General features: G+C 40.0%; 15 protein-coding genes. 1 reads left to right on the plus strand and 14 read right to left on the minus strand.

Going from position 1 to position 16,422, the window contains the following annotated elements; genetic code table 11:
- Positions 1-585: 585 nt before the first annotated feature.
- The 7 genes from ACVIJU_RS18510 to ACVIJU_RS18540 form a co-directional block, all read right to left on the minus strand.
- The gene (locus ACVIJU_RS18510; protein WP_456687883.1) at positions 586-1,209 is read right to left on the minus strand and encodes a nucleotidyltransferase family protein; all 624 of its coding nucleotides are present in this window, start codon (positions 1,207-1,209) and stop codon (positions 586-588) included.
- A 24-nt stretch (positions 1,210-1,233) separates the two neighbouring features.
- Positions 1,234-2,499, minus strand: a complete 1,266-nt coding sequence (locus ACVIJU_RS18515) for a molybdopterin molybdotransferase MoeA (RefSeq protein ID WP_456687884.1) — start codon at positions 2,497-2,499, stop codon at positions 1,234-1,236.
- A gap of 146 nt (positions 2,500-2,645) precedes the next feature.
- A complete protein-coding gene (moaA, locus tag ACVIJU_RS18520) occupies positions 2,646-3,668 on the minus strand; it encodes a GTP 3',8-cyclase MoaA (RefSeq protein ID WP_456687885.1) in 1,023 nt (340 codons plus the stop codon).
- Between the two features lie 501 nt (positions 3,669-4,169).
- Positions 4,170-5,381, minus strand: a complete 1,212-nt coding sequence (locus ACVIJU_RS18525) for a dihydrolipoamide acetyltransferase family protein (RefSeq protein ID WP_456687886.1) — start codon at positions 5,379-5,381, stop codon at positions 4,170-4,172.
- 101 nt (positions 5,382-5,482) lie between these two features.
- A complete protein-coding gene (locus tag ACVIJU_RS18530; RefSeq protein ID WP_339212195.1) occupies positions 5,483-6,484 on the minus strand; it encodes an alpha-ketoacid dehydrogenase subunit beta in 1,002 nt (333 codons plus the stop codon).
- Complete coding sequence (locus tag ACVIJU_RS18535; RefSeq protein ID WP_082829359.1) at positions 6,474-7,472, minus strand: thiamine pyrophosphate-dependent dehydrogenase E1 component subunit alpha; 999 nt, start codon at positions 7,470-7,472, stop codon at positions 6,474-6,476. The genes ACVIJU_RS18530 and ACVIJU_RS18535 overlap by 11 nt, the downstream gene beginning before the upstream one ends.
- Before the next feature lie 476 nt (positions 7,473-7,948).
- On the minus strand, positions 7,949-8,449 hold the full coding sequence (locus tag ACVIJU_RS18540) for a (2Fe-2S)-binding protein (RefSeq protein ID WP_456687887.1): 501 nt from the start codon (positions 8,447-8,449) through the stop codon (positions 7,949-7,951).
- A gap of 189 nt (positions 8,450-8,638) precedes the next feature.
- On the opposite strand from ACVIJU_RS18540, the gene ACVIJU_RS18545 reads away from it, so the two are divergent.
- Positions 8,639-8,857 carry a hypothetical protein gene (locus ACVIJU_RS18545; protein ID WP_456687888.1) on the plus strand — a complete coding sequence of 73 codons (219 nt, stop codon included), beginning with the start codon at positions 8,639-8,641 and terminating at the stop codon, positions 8,855-8,857.
- 200 nt (positions 8,858-9,057) lie between these two features.
- On the opposite strand, the gene ACVIJU_RS18550 is transcribed toward ACVIJU_RS18545, so the two are convergent.
- The 7 genes from ACVIJU_RS18550 to ACVIJU_RS18580 all read right to left on the minus strand — a co-directional run bounded on the left by ACVIJU_RS18550 (position 9,058) and on the right by ACVIJU_RS18580 (position 15,689).
- Positions 9,058-9,999 carry an FAD binding domain-containing protein gene (locus ACVIJU_RS18550; protein ID WP_327873641.1) on the minus strand — a complete coding sequence of 314 codons (942 nt, stop codon included), beginning with the start codon at positions 9,997-9,999 and terminating at the stop codon, positions 9,058-9,060.
- A 20-nt stretch (positions 10,000-10,019) separates the two neighbouring features.
- Positions 10,020-10,406 carry a VOC family protein gene (locus ACVIJU_RS18555; protein ID WP_327873640.1) on the minus strand — a complete coding sequence of 129 codons (387 nt, stop codon included), beginning with the start codon at positions 10,404-10,406 and terminating at the stop codon, positions 10,020-10,022.
- The gene (locus tag ACVIJU_RS18560) at positions 10,396-11,208 is read right to left on the minus strand and encodes an N-acyl homoserine lactonase family protein (protein ID WP_456687889.1); all 813 of its coding nucleotides are present in this window, start codon (positions 11,206-11,208) and stop codon (positions 10,396-10,398) included. Before ACVIJU_RS18560 ends, ACVIJU_RS18555 begins: the two co-directional genes overlap by 11 nt.
- Positions 11,195-11,353 (minus strand): hypothetical protein, encoded by a 159-nt coding sequence (locus ACVIJU_RS18565; RefSeq protein ID WP_456687890.1) that lies wholly within the window; start codon positions 11,351-11,353, stop codon positions 11,195-11,197. The genes ACVIJU_RS18560 and ACVIJU_RS18565 overlap by 14 nt, the downstream gene beginning before the upstream one ends.
- Complete coding sequence (locus ACVIJU_RS18570) at positions 11,314-13,599, minus strand: xanthine dehydrogenase family protein molybdopterin-binding subunit (RefSeq protein WP_456687891.1); 2,286 nt, start codon at positions 13,597-13,599, stop codon at positions 11,314-11,316. Before ACVIJU_RS18570 ends, ACVIJU_RS18565 begins: the two co-directional genes overlap by 40 nt.
- A gap of 157 nt (positions 13,600-13,756) precedes the next feature.
- Positions 13,757-14,893, minus strand: a complete 1,137-nt coding sequence (locus ACVIJU_RS18575) for an XdhC family protein (protein ID WP_066246965.1) — start codon at positions 14,891-14,893, stop codon at positions 13,757-13,759.
- Entirely contained in the window at positions 14,883-15,689 is an 807-nt protein-coding gene (locus ACVIJU_RS18580) for an IclR family transcriptional regulator (protein ID WP_063386360.1), read from the minus strand. Before ACVIJU_RS18580 ends, ACVIJU_RS18575 begins: the two co-directional genes overlap by 11 nt.
- Between the last annotated feature and the right edge of the window lie 733 nt (positions 15,690-16,422).

A 16,422-nucleotide genomic window follows, 5' to 3' on the forward strand; every position in this document is an offset into this window, starting at 1 on the left:
TTAGGGCAAACTTTATGTTAAAAAAAAATTCCTTCACACATATTTATTTTATTGAGTTTAAATTTTGTTGTTATTACATATATTTTTCCTTAATGCAAATTTAATACCATTTTTGAGAAACTGTCAAGTATAAACTATCTGAATAAACGGGAGAAATTAAAACGAAATGGAAGAACCGCATTCGTACTCAGCGGTGCAAAGAGATGAGGACCACTCGCACAAGTGTCCTAATGAATGATGATCAAGGAAGGATTTGCTTGTTATTTCTAATACCGGATAACTAAGATACAATTTTCTCTACAATCATAAAGAGCCTTATTAAGATACGAATTATATATAGACCCGGGGCAGACTTTATCTTCTAGTGTTACGCCTGCAACTTATTAAGATACGAATTATATATAGACCCCATCAGAGCTGTTTGTTTATCGATTTCAATATGGGACTCCTGCAATAAATTTTCTAAAGTCTCGGTCAATCTTGTTGAACCGGGAAATTCTTGATTGAATAAAACCACGCACTTCTTCAAGTACAACGACCGTTACACAAATTTAAAAAGGGACAACAATGAATCTATTGTTATCCCTATTTTTGTTTAATATATTTTGGCGCAATCCTTTTTAGTTTGAGCAGATCCTCTGTGGTGTCAATATCAAATCCCCATTCTGAATTTTCAAACGGTACAGCCATTAAGCTGGAATAATGTTTTTGGACAATTGATTTTCCTCCCTCATCACCTTGAATTTGCTCAAATTCATCAAATAATTCAGCATCAAACAATACAGGGTGTCCAAGCACATTATTATACTTAGGGCGGAAAATGCGGACACCTTCTTTTCGATATTGATCATAAGTTTCTAGTAATTCAGTTATAACTATTGGAGGTACAAAGGGCTGGTCTGCCAAAAATACGAAGACTGCATCCGTTCGTCCCTTTAAAGCCTGAATCCCTGCTTTAAGAGAGGAAGCCATGCCGGATTCATAATCCCGATTCTCAATGATTTCTATTTCTGTTAAATCAGATGTGTGTTTGCGCAGCTCTTCAATATGTTTGCCGCCGACCAATACAATTGGTTTTAAGCCAGCTGCGGTAGCGGTGTTCACAGAGTAGCGAAATAATGGCTTCCCACCTAGAGATAATAACAGCTTTGGTTTTCCCATCCGTTTTGACATTCCGGCTGCTAAAATAATTGCTCCAACCTTTTTCAAACCATCTCTCCCCCAGACTCATTGTCACTGTCTCAATTCCTCAACCGCACCCAGCAAATACACTTCCGCTTTCTCACCTGCATTAAATCCTTTTCCCCCAGGCACTTTAACGAGACAATTGCTTTCCAGAAAGCTGGACAGAACATTAGAAGCTTGTTTCTTTGATATTTTCACTCTTAGTTCACCGGTTGGGGAAACGTACGTTAATCCTCGTAAAAACCGGGTGTGAAGCATTTGCTTCCCTTCAATTGCCTCGTCACATACAACCGTTACCCGTTTCGGCAGCGGATCCTTAGAACCGCTCATATAGCGTATAGCAGGCAGCACATAAAGATGTGCATTGACGTAAGACGAAGCTGGATTTCCTGCCAAAGCAAAAATCGGCTTATCCTGCCATACTCCGCACAAAACTGGCATTCCAGGGCGAGCTAATGTTTTCCAGAATATCACTTTCGCATTAATTTTTTCAAATACCTTTCCAAGGAAGTCATATTCGCCCATGGACACGCCTCCGCTTGTTACTAAAATGTCCACCTGCTGTAGAATCTCTAGCATCTTTTTTTCTAGCTCTTCTACTTTGTCCGGGGCAATCCCGAAATAAACCGGTTCACCTCCTGCTTGACTCACTTGACCGGCCAGCATTACGCCGTTACTGTCACGAAGCTTTCCAGGGACGATCGGCTCATCTACGTTTAATAATTCACTTCCCGTTGAAAGAATACCAACCTTAGGCTTCGCATAAACCGCAACAGATGCAATCCCGAATGTAGCGAGCAGACCCAGTTCAATTGGTCCTAAAAGCGTCCCTTGTGTGAGGACGTCCTTCCCTTCTTCAACATCTTGTCCCTTTTTGGCAATAGCATCGCCAATTTTAACCGATTGATAAACCAAAACGCTTTCGCTATCTTCCATTGCATTCTCAGTTTTCTCTACCATAACGACTGCGTTTGCACCTTCGGGGATAGGTGCTCCCGTCATAATGCGGCTGGCCGTACCTTGGGTAATTTTTTGTTGAGGTAAATATCCAGCGGGAATCTCTTCCAAAACCTTCAGCTTTACCGGGTCAGAAGCGCTGGCATTGATCACATCCTCCGCACGCAGAGCGTAACCGTCTACAGTGGAACGGTCAAACATAGGGACATCGTGATCTGCCCTTACCGTTTCCGCTAGATAGTACCCAAGAGCTTTAGACAGAGGTATGGTCATAACCGGAAGGGGACGTATCACAGAGAGAATAAGACGTTGTGCTTCTTCAAATGGTATAGGGGAAGAATTCGGGATATATAACATGCAATCACCACCTGTATATTTTGAAATGATCCTGCGCCTTTCATTAGTTGAAAAATACGTTCTTTTGTCCCTTCAATCGACCGACAATTTCGTTGTTATCATAGCGATTAGCTGAAATATATGTTCTTTTCTCCCCCCGCTCTGTTTTATCCTCCAATATAGTACATCTCTATCTTCTTTTTGTTCGGCATCGTTGTATTGTTAAATCTTTCTTCAGAGTAACGATCAGCTCGACGGCTCCAAACATCCTGAATGAGATTCCTAATTTCTTCATCCTTTGCCCCGCTGCGGAGCTGCGCCCGCAAATCTGTCCCTTGCGAGGCAAATAGACAGGTGTAAAGATTGCCGTCCGCTGAGAGTCGAGCTCTTGTGCACGTGGAACAAAAAGAGTCCGTTACGGAAGAAATAATGCCTATTTCCTCATTTGTGCCGCGATAGCGATAACGAGAGGCTACTTCTCCAAAATAATTGGACGGGATTGGTTCTAACGGCATTTCAACGTTCACACGTTCGAAAATTTCTTGCTTAGATACCACTTGTGTAAGATTCCAGCCGTTGCTATTTCCTACATCCATAAATTCAATAAAGCGTAAAACATGTCCGGTCCCGCGGAAGTGACGCGCCATGGGCACAATGTCCTGATCATTGATCCCCTTTTGTACAACCATATTCACTTTCACCTTCATACCTGCCTTTGCGGCCGCTTCAATCCCTTCAAGAACTGTTTTGACGTCACAGCGGCCGCCGTTCATTTGGCGAAAAACTTTATCATCTAAGCTGTCCAAACTAACGTTGACACGGTGAAGACCAGCGTCCTTTAACGCTTTCGCATGTTTGGCAAGAAGAGAACCGTTCGTAGTCAAAGCAATGTCAGAAATACCCTCTATAGAACCGAGCATTTCAATTAACTTCGGCAGCTCTTTGCGCAGCAACGGCTCTCCCCCTGATAGGCGAATTTTCTCGACGCCAAGTGAGGCAAAAATGCGAGCCAGTCGAGTTATTTCCTCAAAACTGAGCAACTGATCATTTTTGAGAAATTGAAAATAAGGACCAAAAATCTCCGCTGGCATACAATAGCGGCAGCGAAAATTACACCGATCAGTAACTGAAATGCGCAAATCACGGAGAGGACGCTGAAGGGTATCGGTTATTTTGTTCATATTGCCCATTTTTACACTCTCCTATCATGCTAACATTATTTTGGAGAAAAAGCTTCTCATGAAAATTTCAAGTTGTTCCGAATTTTTGAAACTTTTTGATACAGGCGTTGATGAATCAGTTCTCACTTGTTTTTTAGTTACCGCCTAAAAATATAAATGGCGGAGGATGGAGAAGACTCCATCTAAAACTCCGTCATTTGTTTCAATTTTTCAAGCAAGCTTATTTTCAAAAATGAGTGATACTCTAGTACTGACTCCGGTATGCTCATAAAACCTGCTGCCCTTGGTTTATAAAAAGGAGATGGCCGGAAATCCTATTATATGTTTCTATCAAGTTGAAAATTATGTCTAGTCATTCTAAATCTTCAGACAATATTTTCGGTGTGCACCTGCTCCTGCTCCTCAGATCAGAGTCAAAGATAGCTTGATTAAAAGCTTTGCTTAATGTCCTTCTCAGAAAAATTGTTTTAATGTTCGAATGCTCATCATGGCAACTTCCTAATGATTTCATTATTTTACTGTTGAAAAGATATTCCATTGACCTGATTGCAACTGATCACATAATTGAGCGAGAAATCTTCCACCGTAGGCGCCATCAATTGTACGATGATCAAATGAAGCATTTAATGTGATCATCGGCTTTATCAAAGTTTCATGACGATTCGTTAAAACAGGCTGTTCTATTATATTTCCAACTGCTAAGATGCCGGTTTCAGGAGGATTTACGATTGCCACAAACTCGTCAACTCCAACTGAGCCAAGATTGGAAATTGTGAAAGTTCCTCCACGCATTTCTTCAGGCTTCAATAAGCCTTTTCTCGCTTTTTCAACCAATTCTGTTCTTTTTTCTGCAATCTCGATTAAGGACAATTGATCTGCCTGATGGATGACGGGAACAACTAAACCGTCATCAATAGCAACCGCTAGACCAATATTAATATCTTCATGCTCCAAAATATAAGGATCTCCTTCAGAATCTATGAATGAGGCATTTACCCTCGGGAATTTCTTCAATGTTAAAGCCACCGCCTGTATGAGAAAATCATTAAATGATAAACGAACGCCTGCCGAATGTTCAATGCTTGAAACTACTGCCTGCCGCAATTGCACAATGGATGATACATCGACTCTTTTCTTGATTTGGAATTGAGGAACATTCATAAAGCTTGCGGTCATTCGCTGCGCAATCGTTTTTCTCATACTTGTAAGGTTAACCCTTTTCCCTTTAGCATGTATCGATGCTATGACTTTATTTTCTGTTTTAACACTTTGATTCACTACATTTGCAGCTGCTTCCGCCACATCTTTCAGAATCACTCTTCCCCTTGGTCCCGAGCCTTTAATTTTGGTTAGATCTACTCCGCGCTGCTTTGCAAGTCTTCTAGCTGCTGGAGAAACTCGGATTCTTTCAGTCTTTCCTGGTGAGATGTTCTCTTCTTTTACAGGATTATGATCGGAGCTGCCTTTTTGTTCGGTGGAATGTTTACCATTCGATACATATGCAAGAACAGTTCCTACTGGTACAGTTTCACCTTCATCCACAACAATTTCTTCTAACGTTCCCTCTACTTCTGATTCAACCTCAAGACTGGATTTTTCAGTTTCTACAATTAAAATTGGGTCATCTATTTTAATGGTATCACCAATTTTGACCTCCCATGAAACTATACGAGCCTCTTCCATTGATGAATCCAATTTAGGAAGTACAATTTCCTGCCGCACCTTTTTTCCTCCTTCGTCATAACACATAGATAGCATCTTTTTGTGTATATAAATTGCAATTATTTATCAAAATGCTTTCAAATAATTGTTGTACTGTGCCATTACACTGTTTCCATTTGTAAATACAAAGATTTTTTTACTCCTTGAATGATATCTTTCGTTTGTGGGAGCATTTCTTTTTCTAAATTTAAGTTATATGGAACAGGAACATCTTCCGCCCCCACTCGTTGTACCGGTGCATCCAGATCATCAAAAGCCTCCTCTTGAATTCTGGCAGCAATTTCAGCTCCCCAGCCGTAAGAACGAGTCGCTTCATGCACAACAACTACTCGGTTCGTCTTTTTTACTGACTCCTTAACTGTTTCTATATCTAGAGGAACAAGAGTACGCAAATCAATTACTTCAGCATCGATTCCTTCTTTTTCTAATTCTTTTGCAGCTTCAAGCGAAAACTGTACCATTCTTGACAGCGTAACAATCGTAACATCCTTTCCAGACCTTTTAATATCCGCCTTTCCTAAAGGAATCGTGTATTCCTCTTCCGGAACTTCTCCTTTTTGAGAGTAAAGCATTTTATGTTCAATAAATATGACCGGACTTCCTTCCCGGATGGATGCTTTCAATAATCCTTTCGCATCATAAGGGGTAGAAGGTGCAACGACTTTGAGCCCCGGAATATGTGCAAATAATGTTTCAAGGCTTTGCGAGTGCTGGGCGCCATTTCCTCTTCCCCCGCCGCCTTGTGTACGTATTACCATTGGAACGCTCGTTTGTCCTCCAGACATATAGGCCATTTTCGCTGCCTGATTAATAATTTGATCCATCGCTACTAGCGAAAAATCAATCCACATAATCTCAATGATCGGCTTTAACCCCGTCATCGCTGCCCCAACTCCTGCTCCGATAAATCCGGTTTCAGAGATAGGTGTATCGATGACTCGTTCTTTTCCGAATTCATCAAACAAACCTTTTGTCACCTTAAAAACGCCGCCATATGAACCAATATCTTCCCCTAAAAGGATTACTCTATCATCTAATGCCATTTCTTCTTTAAGAGCTTCATTGATTGCTTGGGCATAACTGATGATTCTATTAGTAGACATCATTAAAGATCTCCTCCATTTCAGGTTCTTCAGATTTCATCGCACGTTCATATGCAATGTCAATTTCTTGTATGACTTGTTGTTGTATTTCATCTAATTCTTTTTCGTTCAATACATTTTGTTTTAAGCATACATCCCGAAAATATCTGATCGGTTCTTTTTGTCTCCATTCCTCCACTTCTTCTTTTGTTCGGTACGTCTCCGCATCACCGATCATATGTCCTAACAATCTATAAGTTTTGGCTTCTATAAAGGTAGGCCCTTCACCTGAACGCGCCCGTTCCACAGCTTGTTTTGCAACCTCATATACAGCTCGCAAATCATTTCCATTCACGATGATCGACGGAATGCGATAGGCCAGTCCTCTTTCTGCTAAATGCTCATTTAATACAGCATTTTTAATTGGCGTCATTTCTGAATATAGATTGTTTTCGCAAACGAAAACGACCGGCAGTTTATAGATCGCAGCCAAATTTAGAGCTTCATGAAATGCTCCTTGGTTTGTCGCCCCATCTCCGAAAAACGCAACAGAAACTTGATTCTTTTTCAACGTTTTGATGGATAAACCTGCTCCGACAGCAATTGGAATACCTGCACCGACGATACCATTCGCTACTAATATTCCAAGCTCTTGAGATGTAATATGCATAGGGCCCCCTTTTCCTTTGCAATAGCCTGTCTTCTTCCCTAAAATTTCGGAAAATAATTGAAAAGGATCGGCCCCTTTTGCTAATGCTTGACCACGCCCCCGATACGTAATGGAAATATAATCGTCTTTTTTCAAATTCATACAAACTCCAGCTGCTACAGCTTCTTGGCCAATAGATGAGTGAAGTGATCCACCCATGAGTCCTTTTTTGTAAATTTGAATGCTTTTTTCTTCAAATACACGTATCGTGTTCATAATCCGCCATGCTTGTATGAACCAGTTTTTATCCCAATTGAAATTGTTTTCATTTAAGTGGTATGTTTGAAGCAGCTCTTGCATTTCCATAAACCTCCTTGTATTCCATCACCATACAGATATGCTTTTGCTAGAATCTTGATTTTATTATGGTTAAAGTCAATTACGAACATAGATAGGCTTTAAGAATGAGTCACAATCTCATCTAAAGCAGAGGCGATTTTCCTAGTCGTTTGAAAAACTACGGGGCTGTCCAAAAGGTCAGGGTTAACTGACTTTTTGGAGCCCCTTCATTTTAGGAACTTATCAGAACCATTTTTCCTATCTTGTTTATATCCTTCAGAAGGCTTATGAAGGACTTTTCTTATGCTCTCTTTCTGAATTAGGTTCTTCAAAAGTTTTATAACGGACATTCAGCACATACAATTGCTTCTTGTTAGATTTCATTGCCTCTATGAGAACATGTACAAATTTGATTCCATTATTTTTGTCCTTCACAGTAGTATTTCTCCCAAATCCTTCATTTTAGGAACTCATCAGAACAGCCCCTGATTATTTATTTAACCAGCCAATTCCGATTGTTTTAATTTTTCTGCAGCTGCTTTTACCGATTTAATAATTCCTTGATATCCTGTACAACGGCACAAATTACCGGACAACGCTTCACGAATTTCTTCATCGGATGGATCAGGATTTTCTTTTAAAAATTCGTAAACAGATATCACAAATCCTGGAGTACAGAACCCGCACTGCAAACCATGATTTTCCCAAAAAGCCTCCTGAATCGGATGAAGGTGATCAGGCGTTCCTATTCCTTCAATGGTGGTAATGGAGCGATTATCTGCTTGAACCGCTAACAGCAAACAGGAACGGACTGCCTGACCGTCCACCAATATCGTACAAGCGCCGCACACCCCCTGTTCACAACCAACATGTGTTCCCGTTAAACCTAATTCTCTCCGGAGAAAGTCACTTAGTAATGTCCGAACATTCACTTCACGCTCATATACCGTTCCATTGACAGTGACCGTGATTTTTTTGTGAGTAGTTTTATCTATCATGTAAATTCCTCCCCCTACTTTTCATTATTTATTTATTGTTTCCTCACATTTTCTTTAAAACTTTTCAAACCCCGCACAAATGCTATATATTGAAGAAATATGGGTAAAGGGATGTTTTCTTATCTATGAGGAAGTGAAACATCCCGTTATAACCCCCTTGAATTTACATTTGTCTCATGGTCGCTTCTATTGGAACCATTCGGTGTAACCGCGAGTGAAGGCGAACATGTTCTCCGTACACTTACAAAAATTCGTCTGTATTCCGAATTAAAGCCGCAGCGATCGGTGGTGACAGCATTCGTAAAAAGAAGACCGCCGGCTCTCGGTATGATCAAGCCTTTTATAGCGGTCATTTTGTCTGATTCAACACCTACAAATGACCTTTCTTCAATGGTTCAAAGTCAATGATTGAATTTTCGAAAATGAAACGAGCAGCGATCATCTCGAGCTCTTTTCGGAAAAGATGAATGCAGGTAATGACTGTTACTAGTGTCATTTGCTTAATTTTTTCATCGAGTTATAATACAAGTGAGTCCTCTTTGGTTTTTTCGTTAGGGAAACGGCCTCAAACCCTTATCAAAACCAAGGGGACTTTTTATTTTTCTTCATTACTGAAATGTTCCTTTAATTTGTTGGTATGCCTTTTGTAAAGCCCGAATACTCAATACGGATGACGCTTCTTTTCGATACTCAGCACTGGAAATTTCAGAAACACGGCGTCCCATAATTCTCGAAAGCTGCAATGTATAGCCAGCTTTTGCATCTGCTTCAGGATCTGGATTGACTTCATTCTTTATATCGTTTGCTAGTTGATCAAGAATTTCCTGAGTAAATGGTTTCCCAATCAATTGTGAAACAGATTGCACTTTGTAAGGGACACCTTGAGGGCTGACATTCCCTAAAGCTACCTGAGCATCTTTCACCGTGTCATCTTCATTTAACTGAAGAGTCGCCGCTGCTGAAACAATGGGAATATGTCCATGTCTTCTTGTTACTTCCAAAAATCCATATCCCGTCTCTTTTGTTAATTTTGGGAATATGATTTCGACAATGATTTCATTTTGTTTCACTGCTGTTTTAAAGTGGCTGACGAAAAACTCTTCTCCGGAAAGTACGCGTTTGCCATCAGGACCGGCAATGACAAACTGAGCATTTAACACACGAGCAACGACTCCGTATTCAGCGCCTGGCGGATTTTGTCTCAGGCTTCCTCCTATCGTACCTCGATTGCGGATCTGGAAATGCGCAATATGAGTAACGGCTTCCTGAAGCAAAGGACAATTTCGTTTTACAATTTCAGACTTTTCAACGGTGCGGTGTCTTGTTAATGCCCCGATTTTAATGGCATCACCCGTTTCTTCAATATAATCAAGATCTGTGATCCCATTTATATCAACCAGACATGAAGGACGTGCCTGCCTTAAATTCATTTCCTGCATCAGACTTTGTCCTCCAGCGATGATGACTGTATTGTCTCCGTACTTTTCGAGTGCGGTTATCGCTTCATTTACACTTTTAACAGCCACATATTCAAATGGAACTGGTTTCATTCATTCTTCCCCCTAACCTATCATTTTCCGGAAGATAACGCTTTCAAAGAATCATTACCTTCGTAAGATACAAATACAATTCGAAAATCTCCAATTTTTGCAATCATATGTTCCATTTCTCCCACTGTAAAGTGCGCGAGAATCTCACCTCCAGCTTCCAAAACAGCAGGATGAACGTCTTGTATGTTCTCCACACGAAGGTGAAAGCTTCTCAATGATTCTTTCTCTAAATCTGTCTCTTCTAAAAGTTCAATTCCTAACGGAGAAAAAGCTACTTTTATCACGGAATCGTTTATTTGCACATTTTGCCGCTGAAAAGTTGTTCCGAAGAGCCTCGAAAAAAATTTGATCGATTGATCGATGTCTTTTACCTGCAATGCCACTCGTTCAATTCCTTTAATTTTCATGAACTGACGTCCCTTCTTTTAGTCCGTTCCTATATTTTTTTACTACTTCATAATCATGACTAGGAAGAACAATATCAGCCTCATTCTTAATTCGAATCATCGCTCGATAGGTAGCCTCTAAATCGTAAATTAATCCAGGTGGAATTTCTTGATTAATATTTAATTCAACATTTCTGGCAATGTCTCCAAGAATAACTGCGGTGCCGAATTCAGTTTGGACATATACTGCTTGGCTGCCTGGCGTATGAGTGTTTTGGAATAAGACACATTTCACCCCAGGAGCTATTTCTGTATCCCCTTCGATCAAATGAACTTGAGGCCACAATGGGTCAATTAATTCTGCAATGTCTTTTCTGTCATAAAATAACGCCCCTCCCCCGATTTTCAGCTGCGAAGATACCATTGGTGCCGCAGCAGCCTGCAATTCAGTGCGTTGGACGATGAATTTTGCATTCGGAAATTCGGTGCATCCTCCTGCATGATCATAATGGAGGTGAGTTAGAATTACCTTTTTTATCTCTTCAGCTGTAAAGCCATGGTTCTTCAATTGGGTGCGAAGGCTCCATTCAGGTTTTGTCCGATGAGGACCTAAGCCATGAACGGTCTGGCAGCGTTCAGCATCTCGAAAACCGGTGTCCACTAAAATTGGCTCTTCATTAAATGTCGGAACTAAAAGCCAAGCTAAAATCGGCACCGTTACCATCGATTTGTCGCGGCTCAGCGACCAAAATGTATCTAATACCTTTGATACATCTGCTTCTCCAAGCACCAAAGGGTATATTTCCCAATTATGATTTGACATTTTGCATTTCCCCTTGCTTAATCCATTCTAAAACTCGTTCAGGAGTAATTGGTAAATCTTTTACAATTACACCAAAAGGTGATAAAGCGTCTTCTACCGCATTCGCTACTGCTGCTGGAGACGGAATCGTTCCGCCTTCTCCCATTCCTTTCCTTTTGTACCAAGCGGTGTAAAAGGTGATGGGGATTGCATGTGAATGGTTTCGATGTCTGATACATCCATTGCAGTTGGACATAAGTAATGCTGAAAATCAGGGTTTGTCATTAATCCGTTGCTGTCATATGCAAGGTCTTCTAACAGCACGCCGCCAATTCCATGTGCGATGCCGCCGGCAATTTGTCCATCTGCAATCATAGGATTGATAATTGTGCCGCAATCATGGGAAACAACGAATTTGTCTACTTTCACAAGCCCGGTTTTAATGTCAACCTCTACTAGAGCAACAAAGACTCCTGTCGGATGTGTCGTATAAAGATTGACTCGCCCGTGTTCATCAGGCTCCCACTTCACTACTTTACTCGTCCATGTATAGGTTGCTTCTAAATTACAATCTATTCCTTCCGGCACTGTCGCATAAGGTCCCGGCCATAGATAAACTTTATTGCCGATTTCTTTTAAACTGATGGCTGCTTCCGGATTTGTCGTCCCTTTAACCCTTACTGTTCCATTTGCCATTTCAAGATTTTCCGGATCTTCCTTAAGCAGATAACCGGCAATTTTTAAAAGCTTCTCCTTTAACATCTTGGCAGCTTCATATACGGCAGAAACAGTATACGTTGCACCTCTGGAAGAAAATGGACCTAATCCGTACGGCGTAATATCCGTATCTCCATAAACAAATCGAATATCGTCTATATCTACATCCATAACTTGTGAAACAACTTGTGGAATCGTTGTTTCAACCCCTTGACCTATGTTCTGATGGCTGGTTAATACTTGGAAATGTCCTTCAGGCGTCATTCGTACAGTTGCTGCCTGATAACCATTAAATATGCCATTAAAGACAGCAGCGCCAGACGGCTCAAGCATAGCGGCGATTCCAAGTCCAATGTACTTGCCTTGTTTACGAAGCTCTAATTGTTTCTTTTTAAAGTTTTGATAATCGATTTTATCCATTACGAGATCCATAAGTTTATCAAAATCTCCGCTATCATAAAGCGGCCCAGAAATTTGTTGATAAGGAAATTCGTCTTTCTTTATAAAGTTGCGCCGTCTTAATTCTTCTGGTGATATACCAAGTTTTCGAGCTGCTATATCCATCATCCGCTCAATAGGATAATTGGCAATATCCTTTCCATATCCGCGGTGCGCACCATAAGGCGCTTTATTTGAAACGACCCCAATGATTTCTACGTCATAAACAGGCACTTTATATGGACCTGGAAAATAAGCACCTGCAACCGATAAAGCAGGGGTTCCCGGTGCATGGCAAGTTCCATCAACCCCAATATTTCCAATCAGCTTCGCTTGAAGTCCTGTGATGCGAAAATCTTTGTCGAACCCAATTTTCACCGTGCAAGTATAGTCTCTAGAATGAACTCCAGTTAGAATATTCTCTACTCTGTCTTCCGTCCATTTAACCGGCTTGCCAAGCATGCGCGCCATGATACAAGCAATGATTTCTGCATTTGCCTGCAATTTTGTGCCATAACCGCCGCCAACATCCGGGGCAATAACTCGTATATTATGCTCAGGCATTTGCAATGTCTGGGCAATCAGCGTGCGTACTTGAGAAGGTGCCTGTGTCGAGCATGTAACTGTCATCTTTTTAGATCCAGGATTATATTCGGCAATACATACACGAGACTCCATCGGAGTTCCGGTGTAGCGGTTGTGTGTAATGGTTTCTTCAAAGACATATTCCGAATTGGCAAATGCATCGTCTATATCGCCGATAGTGGTTCTCGATTCTAATTGTTTATTATCTCCCCATTCTTCATAAAGAAGCGCCTTTGGCTCCAGTGCATCTTCAATCGTCACAACAGCTGGTAAAACCTCATATTCTACTTCAATAAGATCGACTGCATCTTCAGCAATATATCGGTCTTCGGCAGCAATAACGGCCACTGGCTCACCGACATAGCGAACCTTTTTATAGGCAATCGCATACACTTCTGGTACTTTGTTAAATATATTGATCGTCGGTGCAAGTGGTCCTGAATATTGAAGTGCCTCTTCTCCCGTTAGAACAGCTACTACTCCAGGCAGTTTTTTCGCTTTGCTTGCATCAATATTTACAATACGTGCATGAGCATGAGGACTCCGTACAATGGCCAAATGTAACATGCCTGGTTTTTCAATATCATCGGTAAATTGTCCATTACCAGTCAAAAGTCTTATGTCTTCTTTACGCTTCAAACTTACACCTAAACCTTTTTTTACAGTAACCATTTTTTCGCCTCCTCTGTTTTTTTATTTCTTAATTATTTTTTGATTAGGATCATTTGTCCTTGTAATCCTTGTAATCACCTCCTTAAAGAGGGATAACTATATTTTGAATATTGGGAATATTAGGAATATTAAAATGATCATTTTATTTATGAGCTGCTCATGATACTAACTGACGGTCTTTTTTCTCACGCAAAAATCCGCCCGCACGCTTGTTTCGAAAAGCAATGATCTCAGCAAGAATACTTAACGCTATTTCCTGAGGAGACTCCGAACCAATATCTAATCCAACAGGATTAAATATGTGATCATATTGGTCAATGTCGTCTATTTGAAGAGCTTTAAATATTTTTTGGCATCTAGAACGCGGACCTAAAATCCCAATATACCTTGCATCCGTATGAAGTATATGTTTCAGAACATTTATATCTCGTTCCAAATGATGGTTCATAATGACCACATACGATTTGGAACTGACTTTTACCTTTTCGGGAATTGAGCTTGCATCTGCTAAAATTCTTTTCGCACCTGGAAAACGAGCTTCTGTTAGATAGGCTGATCTTGGATCGACTACGGTTGTATTAAATCCTAATCTAACACTAAACTCTGCTAAAGGAATGGCATCATGACCCGCACCAAAAATGATTAATTCAATCGGAGGAATATTTACATCAAAAAATACATCGACTTTTTCTCCGTTTGATAAGGTGAATGTTTTTGTTTCCGATTTTGGATTTGTACTTTGTAATAGATTTTTCGAAAAATCGCAGACGAATTGATGTAATTCATTATTGTCCAGCTTACCTACCGTTTGATAGTTTTCAGAAACAAAAATTTGCTTCTGTCCGGAATGTGAACGGAGTAAGTCTAAAGTGGTTGCTAAAACACCCATTTTTTCTTCTTTTACACAAGAAAGCCAAGCTGTCAATGGATTCTTTGAAAAATCTTCAATCGAGCGATCTAATTTTAATTCATCAAAATTGATTTTTTCAATATAGATATCAACAGTACCAGGACATCCTAGCCCCAGCCCCCAGACGAGATCTTCATCCATATCATAACGCCTTAGCACAGGTTTTCCATTCTCTATAACCTGCTTAGCAGCTTCGGCAACATCGGGTTCAAGGCAGCCGCCAGAAATTAAGCCGGTTGTGTTACCGCTTTCATCAATTAGCATTTTGGCCCCTTCTCGTTTATAGGCCGATCCTTTTACACGAACGACTGTCGCTATCGCCGCTTTATTCATTTTATTTCCATTCTCCAAAATTTGGTCTACAATACTTTTGTTATCGTTCAACTGTCTCTCCCCCTATTTTCGGAACGTATCCCAACATTCTGGAAACTTGAAATGCTGCTTCTTTTAATTGCGATGTAAAATCATTTTGATTTTCTCTCATTCTCGTTGTTGGACCGCCTAATCCGATTGAGCCGGCCATATTTCCAGTAAAATTAAAGATAGGTACGGCATAGCAAGTTAATCCTATTTCAATTTCTTCCCTGTCAATCGCATAACCGTTTCTTTTAATCTCAAGTAATTCTTTCCGAAGTTTATGAGCATCTGTAATGGTGTTCTCTGTATATTTTTTCATCCCTTTTTCCTCTAAAATTTTTTCGACTTCCTCCCATGTGAAAGTGGAAAGAATCGCTTTTCCGACCGCTGTGCAATGAACAGGTCTTCTCATCCCAAGCTGAGCTGTCGTTCGAATGGACTGCGTCCCCTCTTTTTTGTAAAGATAAACAATTTCTCCGTTGTAGTAGCCAGCCAAAAATGCAGTTTCTCCCGTTTTCTCCGCCAATTTTGTCAAATAGGGGGCAGCGATATCGACAACTTCAATATTATTCAATCCCGAAACACCGATTTGTACCGTTTTCCAGCCAACATAGTATCTTTCAGTATTTGCATCTAAATGAATATAATCACAATGCTTTAACGTTTCGATCAGCCGATAAATGGTAGTTTTCGGCATATCCAACTCTTTCACTAAATCAGCTAATGAAATACCGCCATTTGCAAAAGCAACCTTCTCAAGAACAGTGAGTGCTTTTATAACTGTTGAATTGATCTGTCTATCTGAGGGCTTAGGATTGACCATGAATATTTCTCCTCCTATGATACCGCTCACAAATCAAATTTGGAACGTTGTTTCAATTTTAATAATAAAAAAGACCTTTTTTTATGTCAATATAATTTTTATTATTTTCTATAAATTCTAAATGAAGTTACTATTATTAAATTTCTTGCTTAATTCAGGCAACCAACCATTAGGAGAAATGAGTACGTCAAATTGTGCAGGATCAAATAGAATATTCAAAGGACAATTCCATTCTAGTCGATACCGATTTTCCGATCATAGGTTTTCAGTAGTTGCTTACTATACGAGTAAAATCAAAGGCTCTGAAACATATGATCAGTAATCTATAATCTCTCAATCTATAAAAGATTAAATTATTTTAAAACTTTCGGGGGGTCGATTTTTTAAAAAACTGTCACTGCAAATGGTATCATTCAATAAATACGAGAAGGTAAATATAAACACGAAACGTTGTACAGTAAACAAACAGCGAGTTAGCTTCTAATCATAAACTACCTTCATGAAAACACATAAGTTCTGCCTCTAAAAAGAGCGATAGGTGAAATCTTAAAAAATTTGTCTACTTCATTGACTAATATCATTTCTGTTTTTTTGACACATTGCAGATGTGGCCATCATTTAACTTATTAAGCTGAGGTGCTTTATCTGTTGGGATCTCAACAGATATCCCGCGAAGTTCTCATCATTTCTCAGGAACATTTTTCATAAAGATTTCTGTTTTCTTTTTCTCTAT

The organism is Aeribacillus sp. SP014 (assembly GCF_054055575.1).

What these genes read in the sequence shown, in the direction of transcription:
- ACVIJU_RS18515 (WP_456687884.1), bottom strand. Translation starts at nt 2,499, where the DNA reads ATGTTATATATCCCGAATTCTTCCCCTATACCATTTGAAGAAGCACAA.
- moaA (WP_456687885.1), bottom strand. Translation starts at nt 3,668, where the DNA reads ATGGGCAATATGAACAAAATAACCGATACCCTTCAGCGTCCTCTCCGT.
- ACVIJU_RS18530 (WP_339212195.1), bottom strand. Translation starts at nt 6,484, where the DNA reads ATGTCTACTAATAGAATCATCAGTTATGCCCAAGCAATCAATGAAGCT.
- ACVIJU_RS18535 (WP_082829359.1), bottom strand. Translation starts at nt 7,472, where the DNA reads ATGCAAGAGCTGCTTCAAACATACCACTTAAATGAAAACAATTTCAAT.
- ACVIJU_RS18540 (WP_456687887.1), bottom strand. Translation starts at nt 8,449, where the DNA reads ATGATAGATAAAACTACTCACAAAAAAATCACGGTCACTGTCAATGGA.
- ACVIJU_RS18550 (WP_327873641.1), bottom strand. Translation starts at nt 9,999, where the DNA reads ATGAAACCAGTTCCATTTGAATATGTGGCTGTTAAAAGTGTAAATGAA.
- ACVIJU_RS18555 (WP_327873640.1), bottom strand. Translation starts at nt 10,406, where the DNA reads ATGAAAATTAAAGGAATTGAACGAGTGGCATTGCAGGTAAAAGACATC.
- ACVIJU_RS18560 (WP_456687889.1), bottom strand. Translation starts at nt 11,208, where the DNA reads ATGTCAAATCATAATTGGGAAATATACCCTTTGGTGCTTGGAGAAGCA.
- ACVIJU_RS18565 (WP_456687890.1), bottom strand. Translation starts at nt 11,353, where the DNA reads ATGGGAGAAGGCGGAACGATTCCGTCTCCAGCAGCAGTAGCGAATGCG.
- ACVIJU_RS18570 (WP_456687891.1), bottom strand. Translation starts at nt 13,599, where the DNA reads ATGGTTACTGTAAAAAAAGGTTTAGGTGTAAGTTTGAAGCGTAAAGAA.
- ACVIJU_RS18580 (WP_063386360.1), bottom strand. Translation starts at nt 15,689, where the DNA reads ATGGTCAATCCTAAGCCCTCAGATAGACAGATCAATTCAACAGTTATA.